Source organism: Gillisia hiemivivida, from assembly GCF_007997295.1.
Lineage (GTDB): Bacteria > Bacteroidota > Bacteroidia > Flavobacteriales > Flavobacteriaceae > Gillisia > Gillisia hiemivivida.
On sequence record NZ_VORY01000005.1, the window covers coordinates 154,823 to 167,681 of the forward strand.

Consider the following 12,859-nt stretch of genomic DNA (forward strand, 5'->3'; position numbering starts at 1 on the left):
TGTAAATCCCTACAGGGACGAAGAATTAAAATTCTCATCACATCTTGGAGTTGCTATCATTGGATTGCAATTTAATTAGCTAGAATTTTCGTTGAACTCACGAATCGCGGAATAAGATAATTTCGATTTCAAACAAGTATAGCCACAATATTTTGATTTTTCTCAAACCTATTATTTGGCCTAATAAAAAAGTACAAAACCAACGAGCTGAAAGCGATATTTATAATTTTTAGATAATTTTTTAGCGAAACCTTAAGAATATAATGTTAGAGATATTCTTAACTTCATAATAAAAATGAAAAGCTCTGGTATTTTCTTTTTAGTCCTAACCAGTATTGTGCTAGTATTGGTAGCAATTTTTTCAGTTTTAAACTTTCCTTTTCCTCTTGTTTTTTATCTGGTTTGTTTTGGGCAACTATTATTAATAATTACAGTGTATAAGGTTCTTAAAGAAGATTATAAACCTGATAGTACCTTTGACGAGTTCTATGAAAAAGAAACTGGAGATACTAAGGAGTGATTATTCTTAAATATTGCAACTTGTTTTTTAAATCAGTAATATCTGGTTAAAGTCAAAAGACCGCTGCGCTTTAAGAAACAAGACTTGACTTGCTATTAATTTACTGATAAACAGTATAAATTTCGACACTATTTATAGATAACTTGTTTTAAGCATAAATTTTAAAATGCAAAAAATAAGAGCTAAACTATTTATAAAGGGCTTACTTCGTGCTTAAAAAGTTCTACTAGAAACGAGTGCTTTTAACATATATCGAAGGCGTAATTAACCTCTTTTAAGTAGCTTAAAAATTTTAATAGTTACCTGTAAAAAACATCTCTATTCTTATACTTTTTATACTTCTGCAATCATAAAAAATTACAGCTAGCGGATTTTTTCAATCCTGCTTTAAATCTTTACCTTTACTCCAAATTATAATATTCAAATCTTTGCAGAAAACATTTCAGGATAAAGGTCAAATTTTCAATATCTTATTCGAGGCTGCCTCCGAAGGGATTATTGTGGTTGATAGTACCCAACACATAGTTGCGGTAAATGTAGCTGCAGAAAATATGTTTGGATATGAAAAAGGGGAGTTGAACGAACAACACTTGAATTTATTAATTCCACCTAAATACCATACGAATCATCATCACCATTTCGAGGGTTTTCTAGAACACAGCGAGAAACGGCAAATGGGTCATGGTAGAGTCCTTCATGGAATTAAAAAAGATGGTTCCTTATTTCCAGTTGAAGCAGGCCTAAACCCATTTAAGAAGGATGGACAGGAATTTGTGATGTCTCTAATAATAGACATTAGCGTACGAATGGAAACCGAGCGCCAAATACATGACCTCAACTCTCATCTAGAGGAAAAAATAAAAATCAGAACGGGAGAACTTAGTGAAAGCATTAATAAATTAGAAGAACTGAATCAAAATCTTCAAGCTGAGGCGAAGAGAAGAAAAGCTGCAGAAGAAAAAATTAAAGATGCCCTACAGAAAGAGATAGAGCTTAGTGAATTAAAGACAAAATTCCTCTCCTTGGTTTCTCATGAATTTAAAACTTCATTAAGCGGTATACTGACCTCTGCGACACTGGCTGAAAAATACACTGAGAATGAACAGCAAGATAAGCGGGAGAAACATTTAGGCACCATTCGTAATAAAGTGCATTATCTTAATAACATCCTGAACGACTTCCTATCTATAGAAAGGCTAGACAGTGGGAAAGGCCAATATAAATATGCTTCTTTTAGCCTCAAAAGGCTCATAAATGAAGTAGTTTATAACGCAAATGTTACCTTGAAGGATGGGCAGGAAATTTTATATCCAAAAGATATTAAAGATGAAGAACTTTATCAGGATGAAAAGATCCTGGAGTTGGTACTCTCAAATATTTTAGGAAATGCTATTAAGTATTCCCCAGAAAACACTACCATTAAGCTTGACGTCTTACTAAAAGACAATAAAATTATTTTTAGCATTAAAGATCAAGGAAGAGGTATACCTAAAGAAGATCAAAAACATATTTTTGAGAGATATTTTCGAGCAGAAAATGCTTTGCTGGATCAGGGAACTGGTATAGGCTTAAATATTTCTAAAACCCATTTGGTAAATATGGGTGGACAAATAAGTTTTTTAAGTGAAGAAAATAAAGGAACCCTATTTAAAATAGAAGTTCCAATATTAAACCCCGGAAATAGCATTTAGATGAAAAAAATATTGCTGATAGAAGACGATGTCACTGTTCGTGAAAATACGGCAGAACTACTTGAGCTTTCGGAGTATGAAGTCGTGACCTCCAACGATGGGCGTCAGGGTTGTATCAAAGCACAAGCAGAACTGCCAGATATTATCATTTGCGATATTATGATGCCAGAAATGGATGGTTATGGGGTGCTTCAGGAACTTAGTGAGAACCCTAAAACAGCCAATATCCCATTTATTTTTCTTTCAGCTAAAACAGAGCATAAAGATATTCGGAGGGGAATGGATCTTGGTGCAGATGATTATCTTACTAAGCCATTTGAAGAGGTAGATCTATTAAGTGCCATAGAAAGCAGATTAGCGAAAGTTGCAATATTAAATTCTTTTCAAAAAAATCAAAATTCCCCAGAAGAGCCTGGGAAATTAAAAAATATTTCGGAGTTCCGTGAACATTTTGAGTCTAATCCAATATTGAATTTTAAAAAAGGAGAATTTGTATACGAAAAAGGAAAACACTCAAATTTCTTTTATCTAGTTAAAAGTGGGGTTGTAAAAACGCACCATAATGATGATAAAGGGAAAGAACTTATTACCTATTTATACAAATCTGGCGATTTCCTCGGAAATGCTAGTGAAGATCCTCAAGCTTCAAATTCCGATTATGCCACGGCAATGGAAAACACCGAGCTATATGCCATCTCGCGAGAACATTTTTATGAAATATTGTTGCAAAACCCACATATCAGCATCAAACTAGTAGAGATTCTGAATAACAATCTCGTTGGGCTTAAAAAACAATTAGTGAATATGGCATATGGTTCTGTTAGAAAAAAAACAGCAAATACAATTCTGCTTTTTGCTGAAAAAATAGAAAAACATCCTTTACAATCTATTCGGATATCCCGCTCCGATCTTGCTAGTGTAGCTGGCATGGCCGCAGAAAGTTTGATAAGAACTCTGTCTGAATTTAAAAAAGAGGGTCTAATAGAGATTGAAGGAAGAAACATTAAATTACTAAACTCACAAGCTTTAAGAACTATTGATTAATAATTTACTGAATCAGTTTTGCTTCCAATATTAAACACTTATTCTCTTTGAAATGGCCACGTCACCCTGTCCCGAAGCCTCGGGAGTTTCATGGTCTCAAACCCTTATAAGTAGGTTGCTGAAACAAAACCGGTACTTATCGACAACATTACACAAAAATTGGGTACTGTTAGTTGAAAATTACTCGGTGGAACAAAAGCGGACTATCAATCAAGAACCTCGGGGCTAGCCCACGAGGTATGTCCCGAGGGTTCGGGAGGAAAAACACCTTTTAAATTCGAGGCAAGACCGCCTGAATGAAATTCTTTTCGGGCAGGCCTCGGGGGAATTAAACCCTCAATGAGGGATTAAATAAGCCCGTAACTGATTTTCATCATTTTTAAGCGTGAGCACTTGTTCTAATTTTGAGTAAATTAATTAGAACCAGCACGAATGAATGTCTTAATTCTGACAGATTTTTCAGAAGTATCGGAGAACGCCAGCAGGTATGCAATAGATTTTCTAAGAGAAACTCCCTCTACAATTTCACTACTTAATATTCAGGATATTAATTTTAATATGGAGTCTAGCGAAAAGCTAGGCAAGAAAATGCTTTTAATATCTGAAAAAATGCATGCTGCCATAGAAAATTTAGAAATTTATAGTACAAATCCCGAACATAAATTTCATCTCAATCTATCACTGGACAATTTAATTACGGCGGTTAGACGTTGTGTTGAAGAAAAAAATATAGATCTTATTTTCATTGGTGCGGCTAGTCAAAAAGAACATAAGCATCCTTTACTTGGTAATCATGCATATGAAATAATTCAAAAAATAAAGTGCAATATTTTGGCGGTACCTGGTAAGGTCCAATTTGTTAATCCTAAACGTATGATCTTACCAATAGATTACTCTGTACTTTCAGAAAGAAAATCGTTTCAAGTTCTAAGAAATCGAAACTATGTGAAAAGTGAGAGTTTCACCATAGTAAATGTTAACGAGAATGAAAATTACTGTTTGAAGGAGAAAATGATCCAAGAGTTATGGGAAAGTGATTCTGAAGAGAATATTGACTTTAGATTTTTAAATAAAAACGCGTTTTTCAACTCAGACTTTTTACTGGAAATTCAAGATAAATTTGATGTTATTGTTATTCTTGGTAAGAATCTGAGTATTTCTGATAAGCTTCTAAATAGCCGTTATGGGTTGTTTTCCAAGATAAGTAACAAATTACCGATCTTGATTCTACATGAATAATAATGGAAGTTTATATTCTTTATCATTGTCGTCAGACAAAAGATATGATCGCTGCGCTGATAGATTCAAGACGCAAGACTTCATTTTAACTAATTGAAAATCAATATTTTAATCTGTATAAATTTTTCAAAAAGGAAAAAACAATTCTGTGTTCCAATAGCAAGCATTGAAAACGGTCTTAATTCAGGTTAATTCTAGCCTCACCTAAATCCTGAATTTTTTTACCAGACAATTCTAATTCTTTTTCAAAAGCAGTAGTAAAAAAGCCAAATATTAGAAGAGGAAATTTAAGAAGTTCTGCTTTGGTAGATTCTTAAAAAAAGATGTGTAGACATTTTTCTGGCATTATCTTTAAGGCGCTGAGCCATTTCGCCTTCAAAAAGCTCATCTATAGTTTGGAACCAGAGGTTCATCCAGATTCCAAAATGATATTCTTTAATACTATTATTGTGCTCCTTATCTACCTTAGCATGAGCTATTGCGGGATTTCCACGAAACCCACCAGTATAAAAAAGGTTCGTTTCCCAAAAATCTGTAAGCCTTTCCAGATGCTCATCCCAATTTTGAATGTTATTAAAAAAATAACCTATTTCTTCATTTTTCCGGACTTTACTGTAAAAGCTTAATACAAGTTTATTTACATCTGCTCGGTTCTTTAGATCCTCTTTCATGTATTATAATATATTCAGAAGTATAAATGAAGTACTAACCAAGATACTCGCAATTAAAGAATTAAAAACAAATTTGGCTTTTAATTGTGCAAGAACAGAGGCATTATACCACATACAAACTACTACAACAATCCCTAGCTGGATCATATCTATTACAGTATGGCCATTCATTAAGATAAGCATAGCTGCGATTGAACCTATACAACTGGAAACAAGAATTCCCGTTGTTGCTCCTGCAAAATAATCCTGTTTAAATTCTGATAGTTGTTTTTGATAAATTGTCATGATTTTAGCATTTTAAATTATAGGTAAATTTAAATTTTAGTTGGCTCAAGAAATATGACAGAGATCAGTTAGGGCTAAAAAAAGTTGAATCATTCCGGTTAAGGAAAGTTCAACTTGGTATTGATAATCAAGAACCTCGGGGCAAGTCTGCGAGGTATGGTTTGGAAAATACTTAAAAAAAATCGAGGCAAGCCCGTCTGAATGAAATTCTTTTCGGCCAGGCCTCGGGGAATTAAACCCTCAATGAGGGATTAAAATAAAATTTTATTGACCCTTACTATTTTATCAACTCAAAAGAGGTTTTTTCGAGTTCCTCTCTATAATTTGGATGGGCGATACTTATTAAAGCTTTGGCGCGTTGCTTTAAATTTTTTCCGAAGAGATCTACTACGCCGTATTCTGTTACAATATAATGCACATGAGCCCTTGTGGTAGTCACACCTGCTCCTTCCTTGAGATAAGGTACAATTTTACTGAATCCTTTATTGGTAATAGATGGCAATGCGATAATCGCTTTTCCGCCTTCAGATAAGGATGCTCCACGCATAAAATCCATTTGACCTCCAACACCTGAAAATTGATATTTACCAATGGTATCTGCACACACCTGGCCAGTAAGATCTATTTCTATCGCCGAATTAATTGCTGTTACTTTTGGATTTTTCCTTATAATAGCGGTATCATTAGTATAAGCAGCTTCCTTAAAATGGACAATAGGATTATCGTCTATAAAATCATATAGTTTTTGAGATCCTATAGCAAAGCAAGTCACCAATTTACCTGTTTTTACAGTTTTTTCTTCTCCTGTTATCACTCCGTTTTCAATTAGAGGAAGTATCCCATCAGAAAACATTTCGGTATGAATTCCCAGCCTTTTGTGGTTGGTGAGGTTGTTTAAAACAACATTGGGTATTCCTCCAATTCCCATTTGTAAAGTAGCGCCATCCTCCACTAATTCCGCTACATACCTTCCAATTTTCAATTCGGTTTCAGAAGGAGCCAGAATATGGTAAGTATGAATCGGTTGATCAACCTCTACCGCAATATCTATCTGGCTTATATGTATTATACCATCCCCGTGAGTTCTTGGCACTTGTCGGTTTACCTGAGCAATAACTTTTTTAGCAGTTTGAATGGCAGCCAAGGTAATGTCTACTGAAACTCCTAACGAGCAGTATCCATGTGCATCTGGTGGGGAAACCTGAATAAATGCTACATCTAAGGCTAAGATATTTCTTTTGAAGAGTAAATGTATCTCGCTTAAAAAAATAGGAATATAAGATCCAGAATTTGAATTTACTGCTCCCCGTACATTGCTGCCAACAAAACAGGAGTTGGTTTTAAATGTTTTATTGTAAGGTTCTTTAGTATACCAAGCCTCCCCTTCCGTATGCATATGAAAGATCTCAATATCTTGTAAATCATTATATCTTTCACAAAGAGTATCTATCAATAAATTTGGCGTCATTGCAGCGCCCTGAACAAAAACTCTTTGCTTAGATTTCACTTCTTTAACAGCTCCTTGAGGAGAAACAATTTTCAAACTTTTCATGTTTTTTTTATTTTTATAACTGGGGTTTCAAACGTGATAGAATATTATGAAAAATCTAAAATTTTTCTAGTCTGAAATCTTCAAATCAAATTGAACTTCAATCATCTCGTCTACTACTATAAGTCCGAGAGCCTTTTTAGGTGGTTCAAGACCAAAATCACGAATATTCATTTTGAACTTTCCTTTGAACCGACTGTTTCCGGTTTGAACTGGTAATTCGTAGTTGTTTTCTTTTCCGGCAATCTGAACTGTGATAAATGCTTTAAGATATTCTGCTGAAATAAACTCAACCTTATCTACCGAGATCATAATTTCGGGATAGTCTTCTGCTACCAACAAGTCTTGAAAATCTGAATTCATTCTTTTATTTCCGCAGTCGAAACCTTCGGTAAGGAATTGAAGCTTGAAATCATTGAAAATAAAACATTCTTCCTGCTGAGCAAATCTTACAATCATATATTTATTAATATGATCGATATTGAAACGGCAATCAAATTTATTCACATTTGTACTACCTCCTATGATTAATTCACTCTCTGGGAGTATTTCGATACTTACCTTTTCAAAATCTTTCTGAGCATTTAGTGTCATTGCAGAAAGCAAAAAAACCATGTATAATAATAATCGTTTCATGATTAATAGATTTGAAATTATCAGAAAAAATTTCGGGCAGAACTACTTAAAATATAAGGATTAAGTAACTCTACCCGAAAATTATCATTCAAACTTTAGAAGCTAATTACAGCTTCAAAAACAATTCCGTCAAATTGTCCATTGCTATGAATATCGGCTGCAGGATAGTCGTTATAATTTTGGTTAACGTACTCCAATTTAGTCAGGATATTCTTGGTCATAAACCAACCAGCTCCAAGATTAAAACGGTCTACGCTCACATCTTGTCCGCTAGCCAATTCTCCATCTACAACATTATAGCGACCTCCAACATATAATTGTTCTTTTGTGCCAAATCTATAGATAAGTTCTCCTGCATATTGGTTCCAAACTCTTTCGTCGGTTTCGTTGACAGATTTCCCTGAGGCTCTTTCATAAATCCCGAAGAATTCAAGTCCACCATACTTCAAGAATGGATTAATCATAATAGAAGTCAGTTCGTTTCTTAGTCCTGGATTAACTCTTCCGGCTCTAAAGCCATCTCCACCACCATCTACATCTGTAAACACATTGTAGTAACGTGATCCTGCACGGTCACCGCTGTATAAGTAAGCGCTACCTGTTTGAGCAGTATGATAAACAGATCCTGTTAATCTAAATCTAAAATCCTCACTAATTAAATTATCATAACCAACTTTTGCAAGCAAAGATGGGCTGGTAGACTTTGGATTTGTAACAGATTGGTTTAATTTACCATTGGTAGCACCTACCATGGCTAAAAAACCATTATTGAAATAATAAACTTCTGCACCAACTTCAGTTGTAAAACTGTCCATTAGATAATTTCCAACAAACGGATTATATAAAGCCATGGCATTATCTGTTCTTCTAAAGTGAGCATCACCATAGTTACTTTCCATATGACCAATTTTGATTCTCATGTTTTTCATAAGACCTTCAGCAAAACCTTCACTTATAAAGTCCAGTTTATCTATTTGTAGATAACCACCCTTTACCCAGGTTTCTTCGTGGTGTTGAGAAGATAAGTAAGTTCTAAGATGAAGTTGCACTCCATCGTAAAGCATAACATCAAAATCTAAATTTGCAGTTGCCAGGTTGAAGTTTCCTCCTATTTCCTGTAGCACGGGAGTATCTAGATTCCCGGAATTTTCGTGATCTATATCTTGAAACTGAAGCGCAAATGCACCACCAACTCTCACATAAAGACCGTCAAAATTAGTTACACTGTCTTTTGGCGCTTCAAATTGGCTAATCCCTCTTTGATCTGGATTTCTGAAGTTATCAAAATCTCTCTGGCTCTGGGCCATTGTTGGCATAGCCAATAAGACCATAAGCGCTAAACTGAAGTATTGAATAATGTTTTTCATCTTTATTTAATTTTGAGGTTTGGTTTATTTATTAAAATGTGTTTCAAATTTTATTAGTACTTCTTCTCCGGTTTTAATGGTTCCGAACATAGCTGTTGGAGGGTCGATTTTAAAATCGGTCATATTGAGTTTATATTGACCTTTGAGAACAAGTTGATCAGAATTACAATTGAGATTAAAATTGAGGTTGATGTCTTTCTTCACCCCTGCTATCATAAGACTTCCCGTTGTTTTTACTTTATAATCGTTACCGGAAAGTTTTTCGATACCATTCACTTTATTTAAAGTGTAAGTGATATTCTTATATTTATCTGTATTTAGAGCTTTATAAGTGTTCTTATCCATTCCACTTTTCCCACTCACTAAACTTTCTGCTACCGCGGTAAATTCAAGTTTCTCGATCTCTTCGAGTTCTCCTTCATCAAAACCTACGCTTAGCAAACCGCCGGTGTTTTCCGCTTCAATTGTCCAGTCATGAATGTTGGAAGTACCATCTATCAAAAGACTGGAAGTTTTATTATTTAGATTATAAGATTGAGCATTTACTCCAAAGCTAAAAAGAAGTACTGCTGATAACATTATTAATGTGCTGTAAGCTTTCATATAGATTCTGTTTTTAAGTCTATACAAAGTTGGGGTAGTAGTAATTGCTAAATAATGATGAATGTCACATTACACGATATTTCACAAGATCTCCTTTACCAGCATTATTCAATATAATATGACAGCCGTCATTTTTTAAAGTCTGCAAATCCATAAAATTCGCATTTCTAACTTATAGAGAATATGGTGACTTGTTATCATTGTGGAGAAAACTGTATAGATGATATTATACATTATGATGAAAAGTCGTTTTGTTGTTCAGGCTGTAAAACTGTCTTTGATATTCTCAATTCAAATGATCTCAGTTATTATTACGACTTGGAGAGATCTCCTGGCACAAGTCCTAAAAGTCTGGAAGGGAAATATGATTACTTGGAAAATGCAGATATCGTAGAAAAATTATTAGAGTTTAACGATCTCGATACTCAGGTTATTTCCTTTGTTATCCCAAGCATTCATTGTAGTTCCTGTATCTGGATCTTGGAAAATCTGAATAAATTAAATAATGCCATCAAGAGCTCTCAGGTAGATTTCCCAAAAAGATCTATTCGGGTAAGTTATAATTCCGATAGCATTTCCTTAAAGGAATTGGTGATATTATTAAATAGAATTGGGTACGAACCTTCTATTTCGCTGGAGAATTACAATAAAAAAGCTAGTGTAATAGACCGAAGCCTGATATACAAACTAGGAGTTGCGGGTTTTGCATTTGGCAATATTATGTTTCTGTCTTTTCCTGAATATTTTGAGGTAGAGGAATTTTGGCTGGATCAATTTAAAGTTTTGTTCCGCTGGCTGATGTTTGGCTTTTCTATACCTGTAGTCTTCTATTCGGGTTCAGATTATTTTGTTTCAGCATATAAAGGATTGCGGGCTAGAATACTGAATATAGATGTTCCTATTGCATTAGGGATCGCTGTATTGTTTTTAAGAAGTTCTGCGGAAATTATTCTGAATTTGGGTACCGGTTTTTTCGATAGCCTAAGTGGATTGGTTTTCTTTTTACTTCTCGGAAGATATTTTCAGCAGAAAACTTATGCCTTCCTTTCTTTTGACAGAGATTACAAATCCTATTTTCCAATTGCGGTCACTCGCTTAATTAATTCAATAGAAGAACAGGTCCAAGTTTATAAAATAAAAAAAGGAGACCGTATCTTAATTAGAAACGAAGAATTGCTCCCTATGGATGCTGTTCTTATAAAAGGAAAGGCTTCTATAGATTATAGTTTTGTGACAGGCGAAGCCGAGCCTGTAGTCAAAAAAAGTGGAGATAAACTTTTCGCCGGAGGACGTCAACAAGGCGGTATAATAGAAATTGAAGCCTTAAAAGCAGTGCAGCAAAGTTATCTTACCCAACTTTGGAGTAATGAGATCTTTAGTAAAAATAAGCCAAGTAGCTTTCAAAGCCTTACTAATCAAATAAGCAAACGTTTTACCATTGCGGTTTTAAGCATCGCAATACTTTCGGGCATATTCTGGCTTATTTATGATCCTTCAAAAGCCCTGAATGTTTTTACAGCAGTGCTAATTATTGCCTGTCCTTGCGCTATTGCATTAGCAGCCCCATTTACCCTGGGAAATCTTCTTCGCATTTATGGCAGGGAGAAATTTTACTTGAAAGAAGCATCGGTAATCGAGCAAATGGCGAAAATTGACACAATCGTGTTCGATAAAACCGGAACCATAACTACCAACAAACGAAATAGCATTTCCTATGAAGGTATAGAACTAACCAGATCTGAAGAGGAAATACTAGGTGGTAGTCTAAGGGCTTCCAATCATCCACTGAGTCGTTCTTTATATCAGCTTCTGAAAAAGAACAATATTGTTACACCCGATGAATTTCTGGAACACACTGGAAAAGGTATTGAAACGACCTATAAGGATACCAGTTTTAAAATTGGATCTGCCGATTTTGTAAAGATCAAATCAATTTCCAATAATTCAGTTGAGCTGAAGAAACCTGAGAAAACTTCTGTCCATATTAGCAGTAACAATATTTATAAAGGCTGTTTTACATTCAGCAATGCCTATCGTGAAGGGCTTTCAAAATTATTCGAAGATCTAAAAACTAAAAAAGACCTCATCATCCTTTCTGGAGATAATGATGGTGAGCGTGAAAATTTAGAGCTCATGCTGCCAAGGGATACTAAAATGTTTTTCAATCAGCAACCAGGACATAAACTTGAATTTATAAAAAAACTTCAGCAAAACGGCAAAACTGTAATGATGGTTGGCGACGGACTGAATGATGCCGGAGCCTTAGCACAAAGTGATGTTGGAATTGTTGTTTCTGAAGATATAAATGTCTTCTCCCCTGCTTGTGATGGAATTTTGGATGCTTCGGTATTTAAAAACTTGGAGGATTATATAGATCTTTCTCAAAATGGGATCAAGATCATCAAATGGGCATTTTTGCTTTCACTTTTGTACAATCTAATTGGTCTTTCCTTTGCCGTGACAGGACATTTAAGACCAGTGGTTGCAGCTATTTTGATGCCGTTGAGCAGTATAAGTATCGTAGTCTTTACTAGTGTTGCCACACACCTATTCAGTAGGAAAATATCAAGGGATCTAAAATATTAAAAATATGAAGCATCATAATTATACTTACAACCTATTCCTGGAAAAGGACTATACGGCAATCGAAATAGTGAATTTCTTATATAGAGATTTAGAAACAAACGACCCTAAAACCAAGTCTCTGGCTGTAATTGAAATATTGGAAGTATTTGTTAATAGACTCAGGAGTGAGATCTACACCATAAGGATTGAATTAGAAAATGAAGCCGGGAATCATTTTAAAACTCTTACAAATCAACTTGCAGCAGCAGTTACCTACTTAGAAAAGATCATTAATAAAACGATCGCTCACTATAAAAATGGAATAAATTATAAGCTAAGAAAATTGCAACAAATGAGACAAGAAATAGCTGTGATAGGACTGTATCTAGAGGTTTAACAGCATTAAATTTTTTTGCATATATAACTCAAAACATGATTTTGGTCATTTTTTGAAGTAGCCTAGCCAAATACTTTTACAGCAGATTAAAAAACTATGAATATTATTTACATGTTGCTAGGAGTAAGCGTAGTTGTAGCTCTAATTTTCTTCGTTGCATTTATTGTTTCAGTCAAAAAAGGGCAGTATGACGATGTCTATACTCCTTCAGTTCGTATGCTTTTTGAAGACGAACTAGTTAAACCTAACCCAGATAAAAATCAATCTGATTCTAAAGAGAAATCCAACTAAC

General features: G+C 34.5%; 12 protein-coding genes. 6 read left to right on the forward strand and 6 right to left on the reverse strand.

The window, feature by feature from the left end:
• Positions 1–948 precede the first annotated feature (948 nt).
• The 3 genes from ES724_RS06955 (at position 949) to ES724_RS06965 (ending at position 4,494) form a co-directional block, all read left to right on the forward strand.
• Positions 949–2,211, forward strand: a complete 1,263-nt coding sequence (locus tag ES724_RS06955) for a PAS domain-containing sensor histidine kinase (protein ID WP_146931390.1) — start codon at positions 949–951, stop codon at positions 2,209–2,211.
• Positions 2,212–3,255, forward strand: a complete 1,044-nt coding sequence (locus ES724_RS06960) for a response regulator (protein WP_146931393.1) — start codon at positions 2,212–2,214, stop codon at positions 3,253–3,255.
• 432 nt (positions 3,256–3,687) lie between these two features.
• Positions 3,688–4,494, forward strand: coding sequence for a universal stress protein (locus tag ES724_RS06965; RefSeq protein WP_146931395.1), 807 nt, complete (start codon positions 3,688–3,690; stop codon positions 4,492–4,494).
• 287 nt (positions 4,495–4,781) lie between these two features.
• Here ES724_RS06965 and ES724_RS06970 read toward each other — a convergent pair whose 3' ends face one another.
• The 6 genes from ES724_RS06970 to ES724_RS06995 form a co-directional block, all read right to left on the reverse strand.
• A complete protein-coding gene (locus ES724_RS06970; RefSeq protein WP_146931398.1) occupies positions 4,782–5,165 on the reverse strand; it encodes a group III truncated hemoglobin in 384 nt (127 codons plus the stop codon).
• Positions 5,166–5,168: 3 nt separating this feature from the next.
• Positions 5,169–5,450: a hypothetical protein gene (locus ES724_RS06975; RefSeq protein WP_146931401.1), complete on the reverse strand. Its 282-nt coding sequence runs from the start codon at positions 5,448–5,450 to the stop codon at positions 5,169–5,171.
• A gap of 277 nt (positions 5,451–5,727) precedes the next feature.
• Entirely contained in the window at positions 5,728–7,002 is a 1,275-nt protein-coding gene (locus ES724_RS06980) for an acetyl-CoA hydrolase/transferase family protein (protein ID WP_146931404.1), read from the reverse strand.
• A 66-nt stretch (positions 7,003–7,068) separates the two neighbouring features.
• Positions 7,069–7,635, reverse strand: a complete 567-nt coding sequence (locus ES724_RS06985) for a YceI family protein (protein ID WP_146931407.1) — start codon at positions 7,633–7,635, stop codon at positions 7,069–7,071.
• Positions 7,636–7,730: 95 nt separating this feature from the next.
• Complete coding sequence (locus ES724_RS06990) at positions 7,731–9,002, reverse strand: hypothetical protein (RefSeq protein WP_146931410.1); 1,272 nt, start codon at positions 9,000–9,002, stop codon at positions 7,731–7,733.
• Between the two features lie 24 nt (positions 9,003–9,026).
• Complete coding sequence (locus tag ES724_RS06995) at positions 9,027–9,605, reverse strand: YceI family protein (protein WP_146931412.1); 579 nt, start codon at positions 9,603–9,605, stop codon at positions 9,027–9,029.
• A gap of 183 nt (positions 9,606–9,788) precedes the next feature.
• Here ES724_RS06995 and ES724_RS07000 point away from each other — a divergent pair, with 183 nt between their 5' ends.
• The 3 genes from ES724_RS07000 (at position 9,789) to ccoS (ending at position 12,858) form a co-directional block, all read left to right on the forward strand.
• Positions 9,789–12,191, forward strand: a complete 2,403-nt coding sequence (locus ES724_RS07000; RefSeq protein WP_146931415.1) for a heavy metal translocating P-type ATPase — start codon at positions 9,789–9,791, stop codon at positions 12,189–12,191.
• Between the two features lie 4 nt (positions 12,192–12,195).
• Complete coding sequence (locus tag ES724_RS07005; RefSeq protein ID WP_146931418.1) at positions 12,196–12,567, forward strand: hypothetical protein; 372 nt, start codon at positions 12,196–12,198, stop codon at positions 12,565–12,567.
• Between the two features lie 96 nt (positions 12,568–12,663).
• Positions 12,664–12,858, forward strand: coding sequence for a cbb3-type cytochrome oxidase assembly protein CcoS (ccoS, locus tag ES724_RS07010; RefSeq protein ID WP_146931421.1), 195 nt, complete (start codon positions 12,664–12,666; stop codon positions 12,856–12,858).
• The last annotated feature ends 1 nt before the right edge of the window (position 12,859 follow it).

What these genes read in the sequence shown, in the direction of transcription:
- ES724_RS06960 (WP_146931393.1), top strand. Translation starts at nt 2,212, where the DNA reads ATGAAAAAAATATTGCTGATAGAAGACGATGTCACTGTTCGTGAAAAT.
- ES724_RS06965 (WP_146931395.1), top strand. Translation starts at nt 3,688, where the DNA reads ATGAATGTCTTAATTCTGACAGATTTTTCAGAAGTATCGGAGAACGCC.
- ES724_RS06970 (WP_146931398.1), bottom strand. Translation starts at nt 5,165, where the DNA reads ATGAAAGAGGATCTAAAGAACCGAGCAGATGTAAATAAACTTGTATTA.
- ES724_RS06975 (WP_146931401.1), bottom strand. Translation starts at nt 5,450, where the DNA reads ATGACAATTTATCAAAAACAACTATCAGAATTTAAACAGGATTATTTT.
- ES724_RS06980 (WP_146931404.1), bottom strand. Translation starts at nt 7,002, where the DNA reads ATGAAAAGTTTGAAAATTGTTTCTCCTCAAGGAGCTGTTAAAGAAGTG.
- ES724_RS06985 (WP_146931407.1), bottom strand. Translation starts at nt 7,635, where the DNA reads ATGAAACGATTATTATTATACATGGTTTTTTTGCTTTCTGCAATGACA.
- ES724_RS06990 (WP_146931410.1), bottom strand. Translation starts at nt 9,002, where the DNA reads ATGAAAAACATTATTCAATACTTCAGTTTAGCGCTTATGGTCTTATTG.
- ES724_RS06995 (WP_146931412.1), bottom strand. Translation starts at nt 9,605, where the DNA reads ATGAAAGCTTACAGCACATTAATAATGTTATCAGCAGTACTTCTTTTT.
- ES724_RS07000 (WP_146931415.1), top strand. Translation starts at nt 9,789, where the DNA reads ATGGTGACTTGTTATCATTGTGGAGAAAACTGTATAGATGATATTATA.
- ES724_RS07005 (WP_146931418.1), top strand. Translation starts at nt 12,196, where the DNA reads ATGAAGCATCATAATTATACTTACAACCTATTCCTGGAAAAGGACTAT.
- ccoS (WP_146931421.1), top strand. Translation starts at nt 12,664, where the DNA reads ATGAATATTATTTACATGTTGCTAGGAGTAAGCGTAGTTGTAGCTCTA.